Origin of the sequence: Plantactinospora veratri, from assembly GCF_036421995.1 — a bacterium.
In the GTDB taxonomy this organism is placed as follows: domain Bacteria; phylum Actinomycetota; class Actinomycetes; order Mycobacteriales; family Micromonosporaceae; genus Plantactinospora; species Plantactinospora veratri.
In genome coordinates, this window is sequence record NZ_JAZGQL010000009.1 from 149411 (window position 1) to 171215 (window position 21805).

A 21805-nucleotide genomic window follows, 5' to 3' on the forward strand; every position below is an offset into this window, starting at 1 on the left:
TGACCCTCGTCTGCTGCCTCGTGCCGCTGGCCGTCGTGGTGGCCGGCGCGGCCTGGTACGCCATGCGACGCCGCTGACCGCACCCGGACGAGGAGGAAGCTGTCGGTGATGCGCTCGGCGACGTTCCTGCTGGAGCGCATGCTCGGGGCCGGGATGCGCGACGTCGTCACGGTGGAGCCGGCGACGGGCGGAGTGGCGGCGCTGGCGGGCATAGCCACCCGCCGGGACGCGCCGCCGGTCTTCGTCAAGGCGTTCGCCGAGGCGCCGGCCGACGACGTTTTCGTCGCGGAGGCCGAAGGGCTGGCCGCGCTGCGCGAACTCGGCGGCGTGGTGACCCCCGAGGTGATCCGGGCGGACCGGGAACTGCTCGTGTTGTCGGCGCTGCGGCCGAGGCCGCGCAGCGAGACCTTCTGGGAGCAGTTCGCGCACATGCTCGCCCGGCTGCACACGAGCACCGTCCATCCGCGCTTCGGATGGCACCGCGACAACTGGCTGGGCCGCCGCCGGCAGACCAACACCTGGACCGACGACGGCTTCGCGTTCTTCGCGGAGCACCGGCTGCTCCGGTGGCTCGGGCAGCCCCGCGTCGAGGCGGCACTCGACCACGGCGACCGGGCGGCGCTGGAGCGGCTCTGCCACCGGCTGCCCGACCTGCTGCCGGACCGGCCGGCGTGCCTGACCCACGGCGACCTGTGGGCACAGAACGTCCTGGCCACGGCGGACGGGCGGCCGGCGCTGATCGACCCGGCGGTCTCCTACATGTGGGCCGAGGTCGACCTCGCCCACGTCTGGTCCACCTCGCCGCCACCCGAGGCGCAACGGTTCTTCGAGGTCTATCCGGAGCTGACCTCCCTCGACGCCGACTGGCGGGCCCGGATGCCGATCGTCCAGCTGCGCCAACACCTCGCCGTACTGGCCCAGTTCGACGACGACTGGGGCGCGGGCGACCAGATCCGGGCCACCCTCGCCCCATTCCGAATCCGAGGCTGACCAGCGGCCCCGACGGGCGGCTGATGCGGCGTTGGCACGGGCCGCCGCCGTCGATCATGTGCCGGGGTGCGGCGGCGGCACGAACCCGTATGGCCGAACCGCGACCCGATGCTCGGGCCTGACCCCTCGACATCAACGCCAACCCCTCGACATCGACGCCAACGGTCCGACAGGGCACTGGGCACTAGCTGGTTGTGCCATCTAGGTGGCGCGGCTACCCTGCCGCCATGACTTCGAAGATGACCCGGCGGGGCGTACTCGTCGCGGGTGCGGCGGTCGGTCTGGTGGCGGCGGGACGACCGGCGGTGGCATCGACCCACCGGGTGCGGCCGGCCCTGCCGGCGGAGCTGTTCACCCTCGGCGTCGCCTCCGGGGACCCCGCGCCGGACGGGTTCGTGATCTGGACCCGGCTCGCGCCCCAGCCTCTGGAACCGGGCGGCGGCATGCCGGCGAGACCGGTGCAGGTGCGGTGGCAGGTCGCCGAGGACGCCGGATTCCGCCGGATCGTCCACAGTGGCGCCACGACCGCGGTCGCGGAGTGGGCGCATTCGGTACATGTCGAGGTCACCGGACTGGCACCGCGCCGGCCGTACCACTACCGGTTCCGGGTCGGCAGCCGGATCAGCCCGGCGGGACGTGCCCGCACCCTTCCGGCGTACGGCTCGGCACCCTCGGCGTACCGCTTCGCGGTGGCGTCCTGCCAGGACTGGCAGAACGGCTACTACGCCGGCTACCGGCACATCGCCGAGGAGGAGATCGACCTCGTCCTGCACCTCGGCGACTACCTCTACGGGGGCGAGATCACCCCGCAGGGTACCGAGGACACCCCCGGCTATGCCCGCGCCGCGCTGCCGCCGGAACCGGTCCGCGCCGAGCCGCACACGCTGGAGCAGTACCGGCTGCGGCACGCCCTCTACAAGACGGACCCGCAGTTGCAGCAGGCGCACGCGGCGGTGCCCTGGGCACTCACCTGGGACGACCACGAGGTTGCCCCGAACTGGGGCGGTGGCCAGGCTGCCGATCCCGCCTTCGCCGCCCGGCTGGCCGCAGCCCGGCAGGCGTACTACGAACACCTGCCGCTGCGCCCCGCCGCCCGCCCCGGCCCGCAGTTCCGCCTCTACCGCAGCCTCACCGTGGGCGACCTGCTCCGGCTCAACATCACCGACACCCGCAGTTACCGCACTCCGGGAGACATGCTCGGCGCCGCGCAGGAGGCATGGCTGACCGGAAGCCTCGCCAACGCCGGGACCCGGTGGAACGTCACCACCGCGCAGGTGCTGATGGCCCGCTTCGACTACCAGCCCGGCCCCGGTCAGACGTTCTCAACGGACAAGTGGGACGGCTACCCGGAGAGCCGGGCGCGGCTGCTCGACACGCTCGCCGTTCGGGGCGTCCGCAACCCGGTGATGCTCTCCGGCGACATCCACGTCAACATCTTCAGCGACCTGAGGGTCGACTTCGACGATCCCGGGTCGCCCACCGTGGCGACCGAGTTCACCGGTGCCGCGATCAGCAGTCGCGGTACGACCGCCGAGGAGGAGGCGGGGACCCGGGCTCTGATCGCCGCCGAGATGCCGCACGTCCGCTACTTCGCCGGGTACGACCGTGGCTACCTGCTCTGCCAGCTCGACCGCCGGCGGTGGCGTACCGACGTCCGAGCGGTGCGCACCGAGGGCTGGCGTGGTCAGGTGACCAGTCCCGACGCGGACGTCCGTACGCTCGCGTCGTACGTGGTGGAGGATGGGCGGCCCGGCGCCGTCCCGCTCTGACCCGGCCGCGCCGTCGGGTCGCTGAGTGGAGGCTGGCGGGTGCCGGGATCAGGCGGGCGGGAAGTCGAACTCGCCGTCCTTGGCGCCGGCCAGGAAGGCGTCCCACTCCGGTCGGGTGTAGACGATCACCGCAGCGTCCGGTGCCTTGCTGTGCCGTACGGCGACCCGGCCGGAGCCGTCCAGCAGCGGGCCGGCCTCGACACAGCTTCCGCCGTTGCTCGCGCTTTTCGTGCTGATGTGCCAGGCAACCGCCGGCAGGGACTCGCGCATCACAACTCCTCCGCGATCGTCGCGATCAGCCTCGCCGACCCGGTCGGGTCGAGCGCCATCTGCTGCAACCGAGCGTACGCCTCCGCCTACCGCTTGGATTTCGGTGCTTCCATGAAGAGTCGGCCGCCGAGCGTCTCCGCATACGCGACTTCGGGATAGGGCTTCGGCATTCTGAACAGAACGAACGAGCCGTCGAGGCCGGGGTTTAGGCCGACGGTGGCGGGGAGGACCCGGAGCTGCACGTTGGGCCGGCGCAGCAGCTCGCCGAGGTGCGTCAACTGGCCGCGCATCAGGGCCGGGCCGCCGACCGGGCGGCGCAGCACGCTCTCGTCGAGTACCGCCGAGACGGTGACCCCGAAGTCGGGCTCCAGCACCCGCTGCCGATCCAGCCGCAACTGCATCCACTTCGCCACCGAGAACGGCGTGGCCCGCTTTCCCTCGGCGTTGCGAATCACCGCCTCGGCGTACTCCGGGGTCTGCATCAGCCCCGGCATCAGCATCGCGTCGAAGGAGCAGATCTGCTCGGCCCGGGTCTCCAGCCAGGGAAAGTCGATGAACGAGGCGTCGACGATCTCGTCGTAGTCGTCGTCCCACCGGTCGGTCCGCCAGGCGTCCTCGGCGAGCTGGATGAGGTGCGCCCGGGTACGCGGGTCGTGCTCGCCATAGAGGTCGAGCAGCGAGACGACCACGCCACGCCGGAACGGCCACTCGGCCCGTTCCCAGCGGGCGACCGAGGAGAACTGGCGCTCCAGGAATTCGGCGGCCCGTTTCAGTTCTTCGGAGAGGAAACAGCGTGAGTCCGATGCGTCTGCTGAGAACGATCGGCGGCCCGGTTCCGGGGCGGCGACGTACACCGCCGAACCAGATCGCCGACCGGGTCCTCGATCCGTCGCCCCGGGACGCGGCACCGGCAGCCGGTGGGCGGGACGGGGTGGGACCCCGGTATCTGATCCGCCTTCCGGCGACCAGTGCCGACCTCGCCGGGGCGGTCGAGCTGGCGTACGCGCTCGCCCGGTCGATCGGCTTCCTGCCGGAGATCGAGGCGGGGCAGGCCACGGTCTGCGCGGCGGACGCGCCGCACGTACACCATCGGGTCTGCTGTGACCGGCGGTTGCCCGGTGGTCGTCGCTGCGCGTCGCGGGCCGACCACGACGGGTCCTGCGCCGCCGAGCCGGCGGACTGATGGAGAAAATTAACTACGCAAACACTTGTGATCATAGACAGATATCTTCAACTATGGGCGTCGATACCCTCCACACCCCCCATCGGGAGGATCGATGAGCGACTCCGGACGCCGGGCCACCCGCCCGGGCCACCTGCTCAGCTCCGTGCTCACCGTGGCCGCGCTGGTCGCCGCCACACTCGCGGTCACCGCCGGCCCCGCCCAGGCGGCGACGACCCCCGGCATCGACGTGTCGCACTACCAGGGCGCGATCAACTGGACCAGCGTGCGCAACGCCGGCATCCAGTGGGCCTACATCAAGGCCACCGAGGGCACCACCTTCAAGGACTCGCGGTTCAACACCAACTATCCGGCCGCGCACGCCGCCGGGGTGATCCGGGGCGCCTACCACTTCGCCCGCCCGGCCGCCTCCAGCGGTGCCGCCCAGGCCAACTACTTCGCCAGCAACGGCGGCGCCTGGTCGGCGGACAACCTCACCCTGCCCGGCGCGCTCGACCTGGAGGCCGGCTGCCACGGGCTGTCCCAGAGCGGCATGGTCGCCTGGATCCGCGACTTCCTGAACACCTACCGGGCGCGTACCGGCCGGCACGCCGTCATCTACACCACGACGAGCTGGTGGAGCAGCTGCACCGGCAACTACTCCGGCTTCGCCGGTACGAGTCCGCTCTGGATCGCCCGCTGGGCGAGCGCGCCGGGCGCCCTGCCGGCCGGCTGGGGCTTCTACACGATGTGGCAGTACACCTCGACCGGCAGCGTGCCGGGGATCTCCGGCGCGGTGGACCGGGACTGGTTCAACGGCGCCCGGGACCGACTGCTGGCCCTGGCCAACAACACCTGAGAGCTGACCGGATCGGTGTACCCGTCGCGGCGAGCCCCCGGCCGCGACGGGTACACCGGTCAGCTCTCCCGCAGCGGTGGCAGCGGGCCGACGATCCGCTCGTAGGTCCGGGCCAGCCCGTCGATCAGGGCGTCCAGGCCGAGCGCGAAGGCGCCCTCGTCGACGCTGCGCTGGTGCTCGGCGAGCCGGTGTGCCTGACCCAGGTGCGGATGCGCGGCGTAGAGCTGCGGGTCCTCGACGAAGCCCCGGGCGAACGAGCCGAGCGCCGAACCGGCGACGAAATAGCGCATCAGCGCGCCGATGTGGGTAGCCCGGGCGGGCGGCCAGCCGGCCCTGACCAGCCCGCCGTAGACGGCGTCCGCCATCGCCAGCGCCGCCGGCCGCCGCCCCGGCCCCTGGGCCAGGTACGGCACGATGTTGCTGTGCGCGACCAGCGCCTGCCGGTAGGAGTGCCCCCAGAGCCGCAGCGCGTCCCGCCAGTCGTGGCTGCCGAAGTAGGAGACGTCGACCTCTGCCGTGATGGCGTCGGCGACCGCGTCGAGGATCTCGTCCTTGGTGGCGAAGTGGTTGTAGAGCGACGGGCCGCGTACCCCGAGTGCGGTCGCCAGGCGGCGGGTGGAGAGCGCCGCCAGCCCTTCGGCGTCGATCAGCGCGGCGGCGGCCTCGACGATCCGCTGCCGGCTCAACAGGGCCTGACGAGGTCGCGGCATGCTCGGTCGCCCTCCTGCTCGGGGTTCTGCGCGGGTCCGTGTTCGGGTTCGGGGAACGATGGGGGACTGGCGCGGAAAAACTTCCAGCGCTAGCTTAACGGGCAACGGCCGGGACACCGCCGGCCCGGGATGCCGGCAGCGCGGCGCTCCGCTCGGAGACGCTCTCCCGGTCACCCGAATCCACCAGCGAGGAGTGCAACGTGGGCAGATTCGCCGACCGGGTCGCCGTCGTCACCGGGGCGGCCCAGGGGATCGGTGCGGCCACCGCGCGGCGGCTGGCCGCCGAGGGCGCCACCGTGGCCGTCGTCGACCTGGCTGCCGAGCGGGCGCGGCAGGCCGCCGACGAAATCGTCCAGGCCGGCGGACAAGCCAGCGGGTACGGCTGCGACGTCACCGACGGCGCGGCGGTGTCGGCCACCTTCGACGAGGTCGTCGCGGCGTACGGCCGGCTCGACGTGCTGGTGAACAACGCCGGGATCACCCGGGACAACCTGCTGTTCAAGATGCCGGCCGACGAGTGGGACGCCGTAATCACCACCAACCTGACCAGCATGTTCCACTGCTGCCAGGCGGCGCAGCGGCACATGGTGAAGGCGAAGTACGGCAGGATCGTCAACCTCAGCAGCCGCTCCGCGCTCGGCAACCGGGGCCAGGTCAACTACGCGGCGGCCAAGGCCGGGGTGCAGGGCCTCACCGCCACCCTCGCGATCGAACTCGGCCCCTTCAACATCAACGTCAACGCCGTCGCACCCGGCTACATCGCCACCGCGATGACCGCCGCCACCGCCGAGCGGGTCGGTGCCACCCCCGCCGAGCACCAGAAGTACGCGGCCGAGCAGACCCCGCTGCGCCGGGTCGGCCAGCCGGAGGAGGTCGCCGCGGTGATCGCCTTCCTGGCCAGCGACGACGCCTCCTACGTCAGCGGCCAGACGCTCTACGTCAACGGCGGTGCGCGCTAACCCGAGAGGACGACAACATGGACTTCTCCCTCGGTGACGAGGAACGGGCCATCCGGGACACCGCCCGCGCCTTCATCCGCAACGAGGTGATGCCGCTGGAGTCGGAGGTGCTGCGCCGGGAACGCGCCCACCAGCCCGGTCTGCGCCACGACGAGCTGCGGGAACTCCAGCTCAAGGCGAAGGCGTTCGGCTTCTGGGGCCTGGACACCCCCGAGGAGTACGGCGGGATGGCCCTGCCCGCCGTCACCCAGTCGCTGATCTGGACCGAGATCGGGCGCAGCTTCGTACCGTTCCGGTTCGGCGGCGAGGCGGACAACATCCTCTTCGAGGCCGACGCGGAGCAGCGCGAGGAGTTCCTGATCCCCACCATCGAGGGCGACCGGATCTCCTGCTTCGCGATCACCGAACCGGGCGCCGGCTCGGACGTGGCCAACATCCGGCTGCGGGCCCGGCGCGACGGCGACGACTGGGTGCTGCGCGGCGAGAAGACCTTCATCACCAACGGCAACGAGGCGGACTTCGCCATCGTCGTCGCGGTGACCGACCCGGACCGCAAGGTGCACGACGGCGGCGCGACCGCGTTCCTGGTGGACCGGACGATGGGCTGGACCTCCGAACCCATCCAGACGATGGGGGAGGGCGGGCCGGCGTCGCTGGTCTTCGACGACGTACGCGTGCCGCACCGCAACATCCTCGGCGAGCTGGGCCAGGGCTTCAGCCTCGGCATGCGCTGGATCGGCAAGGGGCGCTACCTGATCCCGTCGCACGCGCTGGGCATCGCCGAACGCGCCCTGGGGATGGCGATCGAGTACGCCAACACCCGGCAGACCTTCGGCCGGCCGATCGGCGCCAACCAGGCGATCCAGTGGATGATCGCGGACTCGGAGACCGAGCTGGAGGCGGCCCGCTGGCTGGTGCTCCGGGCCGCCTGGACGGTCGACACCGGGCGCGACCCCCGACACGCCACCTCGATGGCCAAGCTCTACGGCGCCGGCATGGTCAACCGGGTGGTCGACCGGGTCATGCAGATCCACGGCGGCATGGGCTACACCCGGGAACTGCCGATCGAGCGCTGGTACCGGCAGGTCCGGCTGCTGCGCATCTTCGAGGGCACGGACGAGATGCAACGACTCATCATCTCGCGGGACCTGCTCCGCGGTTACACCAAGCTCGGAGGGCATCTGGAATGAGGACCTTCGCCTCCCTCACCGAACTCGCCGGAGCGGTCGGCGAGCAGCTCGGCCCCGGGCCGTGGCACCGGATCGAGCAGGACCGGGTGAACGCGTTCGCCGAGGCCACCGGCGACCACCAGTGGATCCACGTCGACCCGGAGCGGGCGGCCACCGGCCCGTACGGGACGACGGTGGCGCACGGGTTCCTCACCCTCTCCCTGCTGCCGGTGCTGGTCGGCCAGCTCTACCGGGTCGAGGGGATCCGGCTGGCGATCAACTACGGGCTGAACCGGGTGCGCTTCCCCGCGCCGCTGCGTACCGGGGACGCGGTCCGGGTCGGCGCGGAACTGCTCCAGGCCGACCCGGTCTCCGGCGGCGGGGCGCAGGTGGTCCTCCGGGTCACCGTCGAGTCGGAGCGGGGCGGCAAGCCCTGCTGCGTCGCCGAGACCGTCACCCGGCTCTACGCCGAGGAGGAGTCGGGCGCGCCCTAGCCGCGGTTCTCGACTCTGCCCTGCTCAATGCAGAACTCGTTACCTTCGGGGTCGAGGAGTGTGACCCAGCCGCGTCCATCTGCGGTTCGGTGGTCCTCGTGCAGTCTGGCGCCGAGGGCGATGACCCGGTCAACCTCGTCGTCGCGGGTTCGCTCCGTCGGCTCCCAGTCGAAGTGGATCCGGTTCTTCACCGTCTTGCCCTCGGGCACTTTGACGAACAGGATCCCGGGTACGGCAGAGGGAGCCTCGATGAGGACCTCGTCGTCACCCGGCTCATCCACGTCCGATATGGGCCATCCAGTCGCGCTGCTCCAAAACGTCGCCAGTTGGTACGGGTCGGCAGAGTCGACGGTGATGTGGCGGAGGATCATGGAACAGACGATAGCCAGCGGCTTCGGTCTTTGCCGGGCTGCCAGCCGGGAGACGACCTCTACCCGCAGTCCAACCTGACCCGCCCTAGCCCACTCCGACACCTGCCTGGTTAGTACCTTGTGCCAGACCGGTCGGGAGGAGTGTCATGCTGGCCTACCTGTTCCTGTTCGTGGCGATCGGTGCCGAGGTCTTCGCGACCAGTACCCTCAAGGCGACCCACGGGTTCACCCGGCTCTGGCCGACGGTGGCCTGCCTGGCTGGCTACCTGGTCTCCTTCGTGGCGCTCTCCCAGGCGGTCCGGCAGGTGCCGGTCGGCGTCGCCTACGCGATCTGGTCCGGCCTCGGTACGGCGGCGATCGTCGCGATCGGCGCCACCTTCCTCGGCGAGCCGGTCACCCTGACCAAGATCGCCGGAATCGGCCTCATCGTCGCCGGGGTGGTGGTGCTCAACGTGGGCGGGGGGATGGCGCATTGACCGCCAGACCGCTATCGGCCGCGCCGGTCGGAGCCGGGAGCGCGCAGGCCGTCGAGGGCGACCCCGAGCACCCGCTCCAACTGCTCCGGGTCGGTGTACTGAACCTTGGTGATCCCGCTGAGCAGCCGCACCGTGTCGTCGAAACTCACGTCCGCCCGGACGACCCCGGCGGCCTGGGCCCGGGCCAGCAGCGGCTCGCCGGCCGTGTAGATCTCGATCCGGCAGCTCTGGAAGAACTCCGAATCGTGTGACAGCTCCTCGGCGAGCGCCCGTTTCGTCACCGTGTACCCGACGAACCGCCGCAGCCAGCCGGTGAGCGCCTCCCAGGGCGGCTGGTCGGCCAGTTCGGTGGCGGTGCGGGCGAGCGCCTCGACCTCGTCGAGATAGAGGCTCTCGAAGAGATCCCGCCGGGTGGGGAAGTGCCGGTAGAGGGTGCCGATGCCGACTCCCGCCCGCCGGGCGACCTCCTCCAGCGAGCCGGCCGCACCGTACTCCGCGAACACCTCCTGGGCGGCCGAGACCAGGGCCTGGCGGTTTCGCCGCGCATCCGCCCGTTTGGGTCGGCCGGCGAGGTTGGCGGGCGTGGAACCGGAGCTGGTCATGGCACACGTCACCCCGTCCCGGTTGCAAGCGGAGGCATCCCTCCGCTACGTTTATGCGGAGGCACCCCTCCGGAAGCTAAATACCGGAGTCGTGCCTCCGTATACCGTACCTCGGGCGGAGGGTCCGACGGCGCCTACCTCGGGCCGACCCGGCAACGCGATCGACCGGACGACGCGCACACCCGGGCCGAGCCACCCAGAGCGCACGGACCCACACGTGACCGACGGGCGGGCCGTCGACCGGTGCACCCGGCCGGCTCCCGATCCCCGATCGGAACTCGAAGCACCAACACATGGGAGATCCATCCGTGACCCGGTTCATCCGTCCCGCCTCCCGGCGGGCGACCTTCGCCGTCCTCGCCGCCGGCGCCGGCTTCTTCGCGATGTTGCAGTCGCTGATCAGCCCGGTACTCCCGACGATCCAGCACGACCTGCACACCTCGCCGAACACCGTCACCTGGGTGCTGACCGCGTACCTGCTGTCGGCGTCGATCTTCACGCCGATCCTCGGCCGGATCGGGGACATGGTCGGCAAGGAACGCATGCTGGTCGTCTCGCTGGCCGCCATCGCCGCCGGCTCGCTGGTCGCCGCGCTCGCCCCGAACATCGGCGTACTGCTGGTGGCCCGGGTGGTGCAGGGCGTCGGTGGTGCCGTCTTCCCGCTCTCGTTCGGGATCATCCGGGACGAGTTCCCGGCCAGCCGGATGTCCTCGGCCATCGGCGCGATGTCAGCGATCATCGCCGTGGGTGGCGGGCTCGGCGTGGTGACGGCCGGGCCGATCGTCGCCGCGCTCGACTACCGCTGGCTGTTCTGGATTCCACTGATCGTCGTCTCGGCGACCGCGCTGGCGGCGTACCTGTTCATACCGCGGTCACCGGTGCGCACCGCCGGACGGATCAACTGGCCCGGCACCGTACTCCTGGCCGGCTGGCTGGTCGCGCTGCTGCTCGGGGTCAGCAAGGCCCCCGAGTGGGGCTGGGGCTCCGGCCGGGTACTCGCCCTGCTGGCCCTGGCCGTCGCCGGCCTGCTCGGCTGGGTCGTGCTGGAGAGCCGCTCGGCCAACCCGCTGATCGACATGCGGATGATGCGCCACCCCGGCGTCTGGACCACCAACCTCGTGGCGCTGCTCTACGGCGCGGCCATGTTCGCCATCTACGCCTTCCTGCCGCAGTTCGTGCAGGCGCCGACGAGCGCCGGGTACGGCTTCGGCGCCAGCATCACCGCCGCCGGCCTGCTGATGCTGCCGATGCTGGTCACCATGTTCGTGGCCGGGCTGGTCAGCGGACGGCTGGAGCCGAGGTTCAGCGCCCGGGCCCAGCTCGCCACCGGCACCGCACTCAGTACCCTCTCCGGTGCCTCCCTGGTGGTCGCCCACGACGCGCGCTGGCAGATCGGCTTCGCCGCCGGCCTCTTCGGCCTCGGCATCGGGCTCGCCTTCTCCTCGATGACCAACCTGGTGGTCCGGAACGTCCCGGCCAGCCAGACCGGGGCGGCGACCGGGATGAACGCCAACATCCGCACCATCGGCGGCGCGATCGGCGCGGCGGTGATGAGCAGCGTCGTCACCGCGAACCCGCAGCCGAGCGGGCTGCCCCGAGAAGCCGGCTTCACCCACGGCTTCGCGATGCTCACCGTGCTCTCCCTGGCCGCGATGGTGGCGGCACTGCTGGTGCCCTCCGGACGCCGTGCCGCCCGCGAACGCCGCCGGGCGGAAGCCGAGCAGCCGGTACCGGTCGACGCTCCGGTGCCCACCGGGTTCCCCGGGCCGGCGCTGCCCGCACCCGCCAACGGCTGACCCGCCCCGGCCCGTCCGGCGGCTGATCCGCCGCGACCCGCCCGACGGCCGGCCCGCCGCGATCCGCCCGACCGTGGGCCATCCCGGCCCGTCCGGCGGCCTCCCGCTGCGGCGGGTCAGGCCGTCGGGCGGTCGCGTCTGGGCAGCTTGGCGAGGACCGCCGAATAGGAGGCGTCCACCGCCTCCCGCAACTCGTCGTCGGGGATCCCGGCACCGAGCCGCAGGGTGTTCCAACCGGACCGCCCGAGGTAGGCCATCACCGAGGCGTCGTCCGGAAACCGGTGCAGCCACTCGTCGGCCACCTCCCGGTTCGGACCGCACTTGACCCCGACGCTGGACCGCGACTCCTGGCCGAGGAAGGCGAAGACCTTCGGCCCGACCTTCACCACCACGTCGCCCTCCCACGGCTCGTCCTGCCAGGCACCCGGCTTCGCCAGGCAGTAGGCGAGCATCTCGACCCAGGTCACCGGTCTCCTCCCCGCGGGTGGATCAGGCATGATCCGCCCATCTTGGCAGACGACCCGGCCCCGGTGGGGTCTCCGGGGAGCCAGCGCCCTCCCGGTTCGCGTCGGTTCGACGTGCCGTACTCAGTCGAGCAGCTTGTCCAGGCTGATCGGCAGCTCCCGGATCCGCCGCCCGGTGGCGTTGTAGACGGCGTTGCCGATCGCGGCGGCGACCCCGACCGTGCCGATCTCGCCGATCCCCCGCGCGCCGAGCGGGTTGAACAGCAGGTCCGGGTGGTCGAGGAAATGCACGTCGATCGGGGGTACGTCGGCGTTGACCGGCAGCAGGTAGTCCGCGAAGTTGCCGTTGGCGATCCGGCCGGTCTCCGGCTCGACGGCGGCGCCCTCCAGCAGCGCCTGGCCGATGCCGAAGATGACACCACCGATGATCTGGCTGCGGGCGGTCTTGGCGTTGATGATCGCGCCGCCGTCGATCACCGTGGTCATCCGGCTCAGCCGGGGTTCACCGGTCCACCGGTTGACCCGGACCTCGCAGAAGTGCGCGCCGAACGAGGTGAAGGCGTGCTGCCCGTGCTCCGGGCCGGGAGCCGCGCTGCCGGTCGCCTCGACACCCTCCGACCCGACCGCCCGGAGCAGCTCCGGAAAGCCGATCCGCCGGTCGGGGGCGACGAGATCACCCCGGTCGTACCGGACGTCGGCGGCGGGCACCCCGTGCAGCGGCGACCGCTCGTCGGTCACGGCCAGGGTGATCAGCGCGGTCTTCGCCGCCTCGGCGGCGGCGGCCACCGCCGGGCCGGTACTCGCGGTGGAGGCCGAGCCGAACGAGCCGATGTTCGCGGCCAGGGTGGAGTCGCCGAGATCGCTGCGGATCCGGGAGACCGGCAGGCCGAGCGCCTCCGCGCCGAGCACGGCCAGCACCGTCCACATTCCGGTGCCGAGGTCGGCGGTGGCGCTGGCGACCGAGACGTCGCCGTCGGGCCGGAACCGCACCTGCACCGAGGCGGGGAACCGCTCGCCGGGATAGTTGGCGGTGGCCACCCCCATCCCGACCAGCCACTCGCCGCGTACGACGGCACCGGGCGTCGGGTTGCGCCGGGCCCAGCCGAACCGCTGCGCGCCGATCCGGTAGCACTCGTCCAGGTGCTTGCTGGACCACGGCACGTTCCGGCCCGGATAGACCGTTGCGTTGTTGCGCAGCCGCAGCTCGACCGGGTCCAGCCGCAGCTCGGTGGCGAGTTCGTCGAGCGCGGTCTCCAGCGCGAAGGAGCCGGACTCCTGGCCGGGCGCCCGCATCCAGGTCGGCGGCGGTACGTCCAGCGTCACGATCTTCTGGTCGAGGTGCAGGTTCTCAGTTTTGTAGAGGTAGCGCGAGGTGGTGTGCGCCGAGTTCTCGAAGATGCCGCCCGAGGCGGACTGGCTGGACCAGACCTGGTGCTTGATCGCGACCAGGGTGCCGTCCCGGCGGGCGCCCAGGGACACCGTCTGGCGTACGGCGGAACGGTTTCCGCTGACCGTGAAGGTCTGCTCCCGGGTGAGTACCACCTTCACCGGCCGGTCCAGCGTCCGCGCGGCAGCCGCGGCGAGCAGCGGATGCGCCCAGGTGGCGATCTTGTTGCCGAAGCCGCCCCCGACGTGCGGGCTGACCACCCGGACCTTGGCCGCCTCGACGCCGAGCGCCGCCGCCATCGCGCCGACGGTCAGCGACGCGCTCTGGGTACCGGTGTAGAGGGTGAGCGCGCCGTCCTGCCAGGCGGCCACGCAGGCGTGCGGCTCCATCGCGCTGTGGTGCTTGCCCGGCTGCTGGTAGGTGCCGGAGACGGTCACCTCGCTGGCCGCCAGCGCCTCGTCGATCGAACCGACCCCGTCGGCCAGGAACTCGAGCCGGGCCGGCTCGCCCGTGATCGGGCCGGGGTCGGTGGCCCCGGGGATGCCGTCGACGAGGGAGGCCGCCGGTGGCCGTACGTCGTAGTCGGCCCGGACCAGTGCCGCCGCGTCCCGGGCCTGCTCGAACGTCTCCGCCACCACCAGCCCGATCGCCTGGCCGTGATAGTGCACCTCGGCGTCCTGCAACGGCAGCCAACTGTGCCCGACGCTGAACGGGGTGCCGCTGCCGAGCAGTGCCAGCGAGCGGAACGGGGTGTAGACGGCGAGTACCCCCGGGGCGGCCTCGGCGGCGGCCACGTCCATCGCCCGGATGGTGCCCCGGGCGATCGTACTGACCAGCAGGTAGCCGTGGGCGAGCCGTTCGGCCGGCTGGTCGGCGGCGTACCGGGCACCGCCGGTGACCTTGAGCCGGCCGTCGACCCGGTTGACCGAGACGGTCCGTGCAGCGCCGCTCATTTCGACCCCACCAGGTTCGTCAGGGCGCGCACGATGGTGCGCCGGACCAGCGTCGTCTTGAACCGGTTGTGTGCCAGCGGCCGGGCCGCCTCGACCGCCAGGGCGGCGGCCGCCTCGAACACCTCCGGCCGGGCTGCCCTGCCGCGCAGCGCGTCCTCCACCGCTGGCAGCCGCCAGGGCCGGGTGCCGACCCCGCCCACCGCCACCCGTACGTCCCGGACCACGCCACCGCGCAGGTCGAGCGCCACCGCCGCCGAGGCGAGGGCGAACTCGTACGACTGCCGGTCCCGGATCTTCAGGTACGCCGATCGGGTGGCCCAGGGCAGCGGCGGCACGGTGACCCGGGTGACCAGTTCGCCCGGGCGCAGGTCGTGCTCCCGCTGCGGGGTGTCGCCGGGCAGCAGGTAGAAGTCGGCGAGCCGGACGTCCCGGGTCCCGCCCCGGCCGACCAGCCGGACGCGTGCGTCCAGCGCGACCAGGGCCACCGCCAGGTCACTGGGGTGGGTGGCGACGCAGGAGTCGCTGGTGCCGAGGATGGCGTGGCCGCGGTTCTCGCCGTCGATCGCCGGGCAGCCGGAGCCGGGCTGGCGCTTGTTGCAGCCGGTGCTGGTGTCCCGGAAGTAGCCGCAGCGGACCCGTTGCAGCAGGTTGCCGCCGATGCTCGCCATGTTGCGCAACTGCGGGGAGGCGCTGCGCAGCAGGGCCTGGGCGAGCACCGGATATCCGGCGGTCACCAGCCCGTGCCCGGCGACGTCGCTCATCCGTTCCAGCGCACCGATGTGCAGCCCGTCCCGGTCGGCGGAGACGCCGCGCAGCGGCAGCCGGTTGATGTCCACCACCTGGCGCGGGGTCATCACCTCGAGCTTCATCAGGTCCACCAGCGTGGTCCCGCCGGCCAGGTACGCCGTGCCGGCACCGCCGCCGGCCAGCGCCTGCGACACGTCCTGCGCGGTCGTGTAGTCGAAGGGCCTCATCGGTCCACCCCGCTTCGCCGGGCCGTCCGGACGGCGACCACGATGTTCTCGTACGCCCCGCAGCGGCAGATGTTGCCGGACATGTGTTCGCGGATCTCGTCGTCGGAGCCGGTGTGCCCCTCGTCGAGCAGGGCGACCGCCGACATGATCTGCCCGGAGGTGCAGAACCCGCACTGGAAGGCGTCGCAGTCGATGAAGGCCTGCTGCACCGGGTGCAGTTGGTCGCCGTCGGCCAGCCCCTCGACGGTGGTGACCCGACGGCCGGCGGTGGTCGCGGCCAGGGTCAGGCAGCCGAGCACCCGGCGGCCGTCGACGAGCACCGTGCAGGCGCCGCACTGGCCCCGGTCGCAGCCCTTCTTCGACCCGGTCAGCCCGAGCCGCTCGCGCAGCGCGTCGAGCAGGGTCACCCGGGAGTCGATCCGCAGCCGCTCGGTGCGGCCGTTGACCACCAGGGTGATCTCGACGGTCGCGGCGGCGGCCGGCTCCGGTGCCGGCGCCGCCACGGCGGGTTCGGCCAGCCCGGTGCCGATCGCCGGCCCGGCGGGGTCGGCCAGCCCGGTGCCGATCGCCGGCCCGGCGGTCGCGCCGACGGCCAGCCCGGCCGACGCGACCGCCGTCCGGTGCAGCACTCCGCGCCGGGACACGCCCGGGGTGGGGACGTCGACCGGGGGCGAGTCCGATCCGGACTCACTGCTCATGAGACACACCTCCGCCACGTGCCGCCGGCCGGTGCGGGCACGTACGGGTACGCGCGGTGCGGGTGGGCACCGGACCACGGCCGGGGACCTCCCAGTGAATCAAAGAACATCGTCGATGTCGATGCGGTCGGTGGGGAGTTGGTCGCACCGGGTGGCGTACTCCATCGATATCTGTCATGCTCTTGCGCCATGGTCGGGCTGACGAAACGGTTTCCCCTCATCCTCCTCACCGCCGCCGCGGTGCTGGCCAGCGGCGGCGCCGCGCAGGCCGGCGGCGGCCCGGCCGGGCACGGTGGCGGCCACGGCGGCTGCGGTCCCCGTACGCTGCTCTTCTGCGAGGACTTCGAACGGCTGCCCACCGGTGGCGCCGCCTCGCTGGCCTGGGGCATCGACACCAAGGACGGCACCCTGACGGTGGAGCGGCAGCGGCACGACAAGGTGCTGCGGGTGCACACCGAGGGCAACGGCCGGGCCTTCCTCAAGGTGGACGACTTCGCCGCACCGGGCAACAGCTTCTACGGCCGGATCCGGTTGAAGGTGGACGCCTTCCCGACCGCACCCGACTGGGCACACTTCACCCTGGTCGAGGCGACCGGTTCGGGCAGTGCCGAGGTGGTACGGCCGATCGGCGGCCAGTGGGCGCCACCGCTGGGCGGCTCCTACTGGGGCGTCGGTGCCGACGGCGGCCCGACCGGTGACTGGACCAACTGGCGGGAGTCCGCGCCCACCGTCGAGGACCGCTGGCAGTGCTTCGAGTGGCAGTGGGACGCCGCCGACAACCGGGTCGCGGTCTGGATCGGCGGCGTCGCCCAGCCGGAGATGACGGTCACCACCACCGAGCACGGCGGCAACCCGGTCGACTTCGTCCTGCCGCAGGCCGACACGGTGAAGATCGGCTGGCAGCTCTACCAGGGCGGCCCCACCCCGGACCACTTCGACCTGTGGCTCGACGACATCGCGCTCGGGTCACAGCGGGTGGGCTGCGGTCGCTGAGCGCGACACGCACTCTGGCCGACACTCGCAAAGGGAGGGTCGACGGAACCGCTACCCTGGTGTTCCGTCCCCTCGATCCGTACGGAGCTGATCTCGTGACCGCGCCAAACGACGGAGGCTACCCCGCCTTCCCGATCGACGTCCCGACCTCGGCCCGGATGTACGACTACTCGCTGGGCGGCAAGGACAACTTCCCGGCGGACCGGGCGGCCGTGCAGTTCGTCAACTCGCAGTACCCGGCCAGTCTGGACGTGACCCGGGAGAACCGGCTCTTCCTCTACCGGGCCGTCCGGTTCCTCGCCCGCGACCTCGGCATCCGGCAGTTCCTCGACCTGGGCAGCGGGCTGCCGACCCAGGCGAACGTGCACCAGGTGGCGCAGGAGTTCCAGCCCGACGCCCGGGTGGTCTACGTCGACGTCGACCCGATCGTGCTGGCGCACGGGCGCGCGCTGCTGGCCGACGACGAGACGACCCGGGTGATCGCCGCCGACGTCACCGAGCCGGAGAAGATCCTGGCCGACGCGGACGTCCGCGAGATGATCGACTTCTCCCGGCCGGTCGCCGTGCTGCTCTTCTCGGTGACCCACTCCATCGTCGACGACGACAAGATCCGCCACATGCTCGCGGTGCTGCGCGAGGCGATGGCCCCGGACAGCTACCTGGGCTACTCGCAGCTGGCCGGCACGGACCAGGCCGGGGTGGACGCCGGCAACGCGATGGTGAAGAAGATGGGCATCACCTGGAAGAACCGCATGGTCGACGAGGTGGCCGAGTTCGTCCGCGACTTCGAGCCGGTCGAGCCGGGGCTGGTCGACGTCAAGACCTGGCGCCCGGACCCGACCCAGCCGCCGCTGGCGCCGGTCGACGAGGCGCTCCGGCCCTACCTGGGCAAGGGCGCGGAGGAGACCCGGTTCTACGAGTACGGCGGCGTGCTGCGCCGGCCCTGACAGACCGGCTCGGGTGTGGTGGGACGATGCCGGGGCACCGTCCCACCACAGGCGTCACCCGGCCGGATCAGAGCCGGGCGCAGTCGCCCGACCGCTGACCACGGATCTCGTTCCGGGCTCCGAAGTCGGCCACCCGGCCGTTGCCGGTGCAGGTGAGCGCCCCGGTGATCCGGTTGCCGGCCAGCGCCAGCCCGTGTTCCCCGGCCGCGTTGCCGGTCAGCCGGACCGCACCGCGCAAGCTGCTGCCGGCGCTCGTCACCGACCCGGTGGTCCCGCTGACCTGGACCGAACCGCTGACGGTGGTACCGAGCAACTGCACCACCGCGGCCCGGTCGGCGCTGATCCCACCCGCGACCGTCCCGCCGGAGACGACCAGCGAGGCACCCGGGCGTACCGTGATCCGGCCCGCCATCCGGGCGTCCCGCAGGCAGGTCACCCCGGTGGCGACGGTCAGGTTGCCGGCCTGGGCGCCGGAGATCGTCCGGGTGCAGGCCGGCGCGGAACCCGGCAGCACCGTGGCCCGGAACTCGTCCGCCGAGCCGATGTTGCCGGCGGCGTCGATCGCCCGGTGCTCCACGGTGTGCGTGCCGTAGCCCGGTTCGGTCTCCTCGAAGACCGCCCTGGAGAGGCCGCCCGAGCCGAGGTTGCCGTAGACCAGGGACTTCACCACCGTGCCGGTCGGGGTGAACAGGAACGGCGTACCGGCCGGAGCGTCCGGCCAGCCGAAGTAGTTGAACCAGCCGTCCCGGTCGAGCCGGAACTCGCCGACGGTGAACCCGGGCCGGTCGTCGGTCGGATCCAGCCCCATGGTGAAGCGCTCGAAGTAGACATGGTGCGGGGCGCTGCCCGGCAGCGTGGCGACCGGCGTGGAGAGCGTCGCCGTGGTGCCCGCCCCGACGTTGTCGACCGTCCAGGTGCGGGTCTCCGAGCCGCCGTCCGGGGCGGCCGGGTCGGTGACCGTGGCGGTGAGCCGGTAGCTGCCCGGGGCCAGCCGCAGTGCCCCCAGGTCGAGGTTGCGGCTGTTGTACGGGTTCGGCAGCACCGTGCCGTCCAGCCGCCAGGTGACGTCCAGTACCCGGTCGACCGGGTGGGTCGTCTCGACGTACACCACGTCCTGGCCGCCGACCGCGCGCTCGCCGGTCGGGGTCGAGGCGGTGAACGCCACCGCCACCTGCGACGGCGGGCTCGGCTCGGCGCCGACCGTCCACTGCCGGGACTGGGTCAGCGCCGGCCCGTTCCGGATCGCCGGGTCCCGGACGAACCCGGTCGGATCCGAGACCGTCACCCGTACGACGTCGCCGGGCGCCACGTCCAGGTCGGCGAGTTCGAGGTTGCGGCTGTTGCGGGTCTCCGGCACCGCCACCCCGTTGACCGTCCAGCGCACGTCCAGCTCGTGGTAGACCGGGTGCTGGGTCTCCACCCACAGCACGTCGGTGCGCCCGACCGCCCGGTCGGTGGGGGTGGCGGAGAGCGCCATCGCGTTGGTGTCGCGGCGACCGGAGATCCGCTGCGTCATGATCTCCCGGCTGACCTGGTCGTAGTGGAAACCGATCCAGCGCATGATGGAGTGCTCGCTGGGTCGCCAGACGCCGGAGGTGGCGTACATGCCGCTCTCGTAGCGGCCGATCGTGCCGCCGGACTCGCTCTCCTCGCCGAGCCAGCGCCACCACTTCGCCTGCTGGTCGACCATCTGCTGCTCGGTGAGCCGGGTGTGGTGCCGCGAGGCCGGCTCGGCGCAGTCGTCCGTGCAGTACGGCCCGCCGGGGTCGGGCCGGTTCGAGTACGGGTACTCGTCCTGGAGCTGCCCCAACGAGTGCCCCAGCTCGTGCGGGCTGATCAGGGGCCCCTGCGGGGCGCCGCCGGAGGTGGTGGCGTTGGTGCCGCCGATCCCGCCGTAGGTGTCGGTGTTGGCGATCGCCAGGATCTGCCGGTTGCTGGCGGTCACTCCGAGCGGCGCGACGAGCTGCTGGAGATAGCGGTTCAGCGCCTGCGTGCCGTACGGCTGGAAGGTGATGCCCCGGGCGAGCGGGTTGGTGCAGCCGTCCGCGTAGTGCAGCCCGAGCGGGGTGATCCGGTCCGGGTCCGGCGGGTCGTCGTCCGGGTCGCACCGGATGCCGGACTCACCGGAGACGATCTCGATCACGTAGACGTTGAAGTAGTTGCGGTAGCTGCGGTAGGGCTCGATGCTCCACTGCACGTTCATGTGCCGGTCCACGTCGGCGTGGAACTTCGGCAGCTCGGCCGCGGTGTAGCCGTCGCCGAGCAGGATCAGGTTGAGCCGCTCGCTGGCCGGGCCGGTGACCTGGAGCGGGACGAGCCGGGCGCTGCCCACCTCGGGCTCGGCGGCGGCCCGACCGGGCTCGGCCAGGCTCAGTGTTCCGGCCACCAGGGCCAGGGCAGCGAGGGTGGCGAATGTCCGCCCTCTCGACGCGGTCGGTCTCATCGATGTCACCTGCCGGATCGGGGGTGGTCGGTTCCGGGAGCGGACCCGGAACGACGACGGTCGGCACAGATCATCGGGGCAGGCTAACCCGCTGCGTCGGCGCCGGTCATCCATCAACTGCCGCAAGTATTCGCCGCCGGACCGACACCCCGGTTGACCTCGGCGAAAGCCTGCGGAGGGCCGCCGACTAACATCGACCGGTCGCAGACGCGCGACCCCCGGAAGGACAGATGAGCCAGTACGCGTTGTTGATTTCCCCGTCGTCGAACCGTGTCTACGCCGACGCGTCGGTGGCGCTCACCCGGGCCGAGTTGGCCGTCTTCGACCGGGCGGTGCTCGGCGGCCGGCTCGGCGACATCACCGAGACCGTGCTCGGGGGCGCCCGCTACGTCACCTTCACCGCCGACCGGCTCGACGAACGCGACGTCGCCTACCTGGCCAACCTGTCGTCGATCTACGTGCTGTTCGAGGTCACCGGCGGGCTGCTCCGGCCGGTCGAGCTGCGTCGGCTGGACCGGTTCGACGACGACCTGCTGACCATCCCGAAGTATCCCGGAAAGACGAACGAGCAGTTCACCAAGTTGCTGCTCAACGTGACCCTGCTCTCCTCGGCGTTCGCCCCGGAGATGCTGGACCGGACGTTCCGGGTGCTCGACCCGCTCTGCGGCCGGGGCACCACGCTCAACCAGGCGCTGATGTACGGGTACGACGCGGCCGGGGTGGACCACGACCGGGCGGACTTCGACGCGTACGCGACGTACATCCAGACGTGGTTGAAACGCAAGCGGCTGAAGCACCGGGCCGAGTCGGGGCCGGTACGCCGCAACCGGCAGGTGGTGGCGCGGCGGTTGCAGGTCGAACTCGCCGCCGACAAGGAGTCCTACCGGGCGGGCCGGACCCAGCGGCTGGACGTGGTGCAGGTGGACACGGTCCGCAGTGCCGAGTTCTTCCGGCCCGGCACCCAGGACCTGCTGGTGGCGGACGCCCCGTACGGCGTACAGCACGGCAGCCGCAGCAGCGGGCAGCGGCTGGCCCGCAGCCCGCTCGCCCTGCTCGCCGAGGCGGTGCCGGTCTGGGCCGGTCTGCTCCGGCCCGGTGGCGCGCTCGGCGTCGCCTGGAACACCCAGGTGGCCCGCCGGGACGAGGCGGCCGGCGTTCTCGCCGACGCTGGCCTGGAGGTGCTGGCCGACGGCCCGTACCTGGAGTTCGCCCACCGGGTCGACCAGGCGATCGTCCGGGACATCCTGATCGCCCAAAAACCCTGAACGTGTGTAAGGAAGGGCCCCTTCTACAACAGAAAACGATAAGAAGGGGCCCTT

At 71.9% G+C, this 21805-nt stretch carries 22 protein-coding genes; 12 read left to right on the plus strand and 10 right to left on the minus strand.

Annotation, left to right across the window (positions count from 1 at the left end):
• Window positions 1-108: 108 nt before the first annotated feature.
• A complete protein-coding gene (locus V1634_RS15555; RefSeq protein WP_331208525.1) occupies window positions 109-990 on the plus strand; it encodes a fructosamine kinase family protein in 882 nt (293 codons plus the stop codon).
• Between the two features lie 227 nt (window positions 991-1217).
• On the plus strand, window positions 1218-2759 hold the full coding sequence (locus tag V1634_RS15560; protein WP_331208526.1) for an alkaline phosphatase D family protein: 1542 nt from the start codon (window positions 1218-1220) through the stop codon (window positions 2757-2759).
• Between the two features lie 48 nt (window positions 2760-2807).
• Here V1634_RS15560 and V1634_RS15565 read toward each other — a convergent pair whose 3' ends face one another.
• A complete protein-coding gene (locus V1634_RS15565; RefSeq protein ID WP_331208527.1) occupies window positions 2808-3029 on the minus strand; it encodes a DUF397 domain-containing protein in 222 nt (73 codons plus the stop codon).
• 86 nt (window positions 3030-3115) lie between these two features.
• The gene (locus tag V1634_RS15570; protein WP_331208528.1) at window positions 3116-3718 is read right to left on the minus strand and encodes a DUF5753 domain-containing protein; all 603 of its coding nucleotides are present in this window, start codon (window positions 3716-3718) and stop codon (window positions 3116-3118) included.
• A 113-nt stretch (window positions 3719-3831) separates the two neighbouring features.
• Between V1634_RS15570 and V1634_RS15575 the strand changes: the two genes are divergently transcribed.
• The gene (locus V1634_RS15575) at window positions 3832-4212 is read left to right on the plus strand and encodes a hypothetical protein (protein WP_331208529.1); all 381 of its coding nucleotides are present in this window, start codon (window positions 3832-3834) and stop codon (window positions 4210-4212) included.
• A gap of 94 nt (window positions 4213-4306) precedes the next feature.
• The gene (locus V1634_RS15580; RefSeq protein WP_107256070.1) at window positions 4307-5050 is read left to right on the plus strand and encodes a GH25 family lysozyme; all 744 of its coding nucleotides are present in this window, start codon (window positions 4307-4309) and stop codon (window positions 5048-5050) included.
• A 59-nt stretch (window positions 5051-5109) separates the two neighbouring features.
• Here the strand turns inward: V1634_RS15580 and V1634_RS15585 are convergent, their stop codons facing one another.
• Complete coding sequence (locus V1634_RS15585) at window positions 5110-5760, minus strand: TetR/AcrR family transcriptional regulator (protein ID WP_331208530.1); 651 nt, start codon at window positions 5758-5760, stop codon at window positions 5110-5112.
• Between the two features lie 200 nt (window positions 5761-5960).
• On the opposite strand from V1634_RS15585, the gene fabG reads away from it, so the two are divergent.
• Genes fabG through V1634_RS15600 form a run of 3 tightly spaced genes read left to right on the plus strand, consistent with a single transcriptional unit; the run spans window position 5961 to window position 8382 of the window.
• The gene (fabG, locus tag V1634_RS15590) at window positions 5961-6719 is read left to right on the plus strand and encodes a 3-oxoacyl-ACP reductase FabG (RefSeq protein WP_331208531.1); all 759 of its coding nucleotides are present in this window, start codon (window positions 5961-5963) and stop codon (window positions 6717-6719) included.
• A 17-nt stretch (window positions 6720-6736) separates the two neighbouring features.
• Entirely contained in the window at window positions 6737-7909 is a 1173-nt protein-coding gene (locus tag V1634_RS15595) for an acyl-CoA dehydrogenase family protein (protein ID WP_331208532.1), read from the plus strand.
• Window positions 7906-8382 (plus strand): MaoC family dehydratase, encoded by a 477-nt coding sequence (locus V1634_RS15600; protein ID WP_331208533.1) that lies wholly within the window; start codon window positions 7906-7908, stop codon window positions 8380-8382. Before V1634_RS15595 ends, V1634_RS15600 begins: the two co-directional genes overlap by 4 nt.
• On the opposite strand, the gene V1634_RS15605 is transcribed toward V1634_RS15600, so the two are convergent.
• On the minus strand, window positions 8379-8753 hold the full coding sequence (locus tag V1634_RS15605; protein ID WP_331208534.1) for a VOC family protein: 375 nt from the start codon (window positions 8751-8753) through the stop codon (window positions 8379-8381). The two genes, V1634_RS15600 and V1634_RS15605, sit on opposite strands and share 4 nt — an antisense overlap.
• A gap of 146 nt (window positions 8754-8899) precedes the next feature.
• On the opposite strand from V1634_RS15605, the gene V1634_RS15610 reads away from it, so the two are divergent.
• Window positions 8900-9229 carry a DMT family transporter gene (locus V1634_RS15610; protein ID WP_407951793.1) on the plus strand — a complete coding sequence of 110 codons (330 nt, stop codon included), beginning with the start codon at window positions 8900-8902 and terminating at the stop codon, window positions 9227-9229.
• A gap of 11 nt (window positions 9230-9240) precedes the next feature.
• Here V1634_RS15610 and V1634_RS15615 read toward each other — a convergent pair whose 3' ends face one another.
• Window positions 9241-9831, minus strand: a complete 591-nt coding sequence (locus V1634_RS15615) for a TetR/AcrR family transcriptional regulator (protein WP_331208535.1) — start codon at window positions 9829-9831, stop codon at window positions 9241-9243.
• Window positions 9832-10139: 308 nt separating this feature from the next.
• Here V1634_RS15615 and V1634_RS15620 point away from each other — a divergent pair, with 308 nt between their 5' ends.
• The gene (locus V1634_RS15620) at window positions 10140-11627 is read left to right on the plus strand and encodes an MFS transporter (RefSeq protein ID WP_331208536.1); all 1488 of its coding nucleotides are present in this window, start codon (window positions 10140-10142) and stop codon (window positions 11625-11627) included.
• A 116-nt stretch (window positions 11628-11743) separates the two neighbouring features.
• Here the strand turns inward: V1634_RS15620 and V1634_RS15625 are convergent, their stop codons facing one another.
• From V1634_RS15625 to V1634_RS15640, 4 genes are all read right to left on the minus strand, one after another.
• Window positions 11744-12094: an MmcQ/YjbR family DNA-binding protein gene (locus tag V1634_RS15625; RefSeq protein ID WP_331208537.1), complete on the minus strand. Its 351-nt coding sequence runs from the start codon at window positions 12092-12094 to the stop codon at window positions 11744-11746.
• Between the two features lie 120 nt (window positions 12095-12214).
• Window positions 12215-14431: a xanthine dehydrogenase family protein molybdopterin-binding subunit gene (locus tag V1634_RS15630; protein ID WP_331208538.1), complete on the minus strand. Its 2217-nt coding sequence runs from the start codon at window positions 14429-14431 to the stop codon at window positions 12215-12217.
• Entirely contained in the window at window positions 14428-15405 is a 978-nt protein-coding gene (locus V1634_RS15635) for an FAD binding domain-containing protein (protein ID WP_331208539.1), read from the minus strand. The genes V1634_RS15630 and V1634_RS15635 overlap by 4 nt, the downstream gene beginning before the upstream one ends.
• Complete coding sequence (locus V1634_RS15640) at window positions 15402-15908, minus strand: (2Fe-2S)-binding protein (RefSeq protein WP_407951799.1); 507 nt, start codon at window positions 15906-15908, stop codon at window positions 15402-15404. Before V1634_RS15640 ends, V1634_RS15635 begins: the two co-directional genes overlap by 4 nt.
• A 384-nt stretch (window positions 15909-16292) precedes the next feature.
• On the opposite strand from V1634_RS15640, the gene V1634_RS15645 reads away from it, so the two are divergent.
• Together V1634_RS15645 and V1634_RS15650 are read left to right on the plus strand one after the other, a co-directional pair.
• A complete protein-coding gene (locus tag V1634_RS15645) occupies window positions 16293-17096 on the plus strand; it encodes a hypothetical protein (protein ID WP_331208540.1) in 804 nt (267 codons plus the stop codon).
• 95 nt (window positions 17097-17191) lie between these two features.
• Complete coding sequence (locus V1634_RS15650) at window positions 17192-18043, plus strand: SAM-dependent methyltransferase (RefSeq protein WP_331208541.1); 852 nt, start codon at window positions 17192-17194, stop codon at window positions 18041-18043.
• 67 nt (window positions 18044-18110) lie between these two features.
• On the opposite strand, the gene V1634_RS15655 is transcribed toward V1634_RS15650, so the two are convergent.
• Entirely contained in the window at window positions 18111-20486 is a 2376-nt protein-coding gene (locus V1634_RS15655; RefSeq protein ID WP_331208542.1) for a M64 family metallopeptidase, read from the minus strand.
• A gap of 230 nt (window positions 20487-20716) precedes the next feature.
• Here V1634_RS15655 and V1634_RS15660 point away from each other — a divergent pair, with 230 nt between their 5' ends.
• On the plus strand, window positions 20717-21751 hold the full coding sequence (locus tag V1634_RS15660) for a TRM11 family SAM-dependent methyltransferase (protein ID WP_331208543.1): 1035 nt from the start codon (window positions 20717-20719) through the stop codon (window positions 21749-21751).
• The last annotated feature ends 54 nt before the right edge of the window (window positions 21752-21805 follow it).

Bases quoted from the DNA above. Each gene is read 5' to 3' on its own strand.
- V1634_RS15610 (WP_407951793.1), top strand. From the start codon at position 8,900: ATGCTGGCCTACCTGTTCCTGTTCGTGGCGATCGGTGCCGAGGTCTTC.
- V1634_RS15585 (WP_331208530.1), bottom strand. From the start codon at position 5,760: ATGCCGCGACCTCGTCAGGCCCTGTTGAGCCGGCAGCGGATCGTCGAG.
- V1634_RS15645 (WP_331208540.1), top strand. From the start codon at position 16,293: ATGGTCGGGCTGACGAAACGGTTTCCCCTCATCCTCCTCACCGCCGCC.
- V1634_RS15635 (WP_331208539.1), bottom strand. From the start codon at position 15,405: ATGAGGCCCTTCGACTACACGACCGCGCAGGACGTGTCGCAGGCGCTG.
- V1634_RS15660 (WP_331208543.1), top strand. From the start codon at position 20,717: ATGAGCCAGTACGCGTTGTTGATTTCCCCGTCGTCGAACCGTGTCTAC.
- V1634_RS15565 (WP_331208527.1), bottom strand. From the start codon at position 3,029: ATGCGCGAGTCCCTGCCGGCGGTTGCCTGGCACATCAGCACGAAAAGC.
- V1634_RS15575 (WP_331208529.1), top strand. From the start codon at position 3,832: ATGCGTCTGCTGAGAACGATCGGCGGCCCGGTTCCGGGGCGGCGACGT.
- V1634_RS15560 (WP_331208526.1), top strand. From the start codon at position 1,218: ATGACTTCGAAGATGACCCGGCGGGGCGTACTCGTCGCGGGTGCGGCG.
- V1634_RS15605 (WP_331208534.1), bottom strand. From the start codon at position 8,753: ATGATCCTCCGCCACATCACCGTCGACTCTGCCGACCCGTACCAACTG.
- V1634_RS15555 (WP_331208525.1), top strand. From the start codon at position 109: ATGCGCTCGGCGACGTTCCTGCTGGAGCGCATGCTCGGGGCCGGGATG.
- V1634_RS15615 (WP_331208535.1), bottom strand. From the start codon at position 9,831: ATGACCAGCTCCGGTTCCACGCCCGCCAACCTCGCCGGCCGACCCAAA.
- V1634_RS15600 (WP_331208533.1), top strand. From the start codon at position 7,906: ATGAGGACCTTCGCCTCCCTCACCGAACTCGCCGGAGCGGTCGGCGAG.
- V1634_RS15580 (WP_107256070.1), top strand. From the start codon at position 4,307: ATGAGCGACTCCGGACGCCGGGCCACCCGCCCGGGCCACCTGCTCAGC.
- V1634_RS15630 (WP_331208538.1), bottom strand. From the start codon at position 14,431: ATGAGCGGCGCTGCACGGACCGTCTCGGTCAACCGGGTCGACGGCCGG.
- V1634_RS15595 (WP_331208532.1), top strand. From the start codon at position 6,737: ATGGACTTCTCCCTCGGTGACGAGGAACGGGCCATCCGGGACACCGCC.
- V1634_RS15655 (WP_331208542.1), bottom strand. From the start codon at position 20,486: ATGAGACCGACCGCGTCGAGAGGGCGGACATTCGCCACCCTCGCTGCC.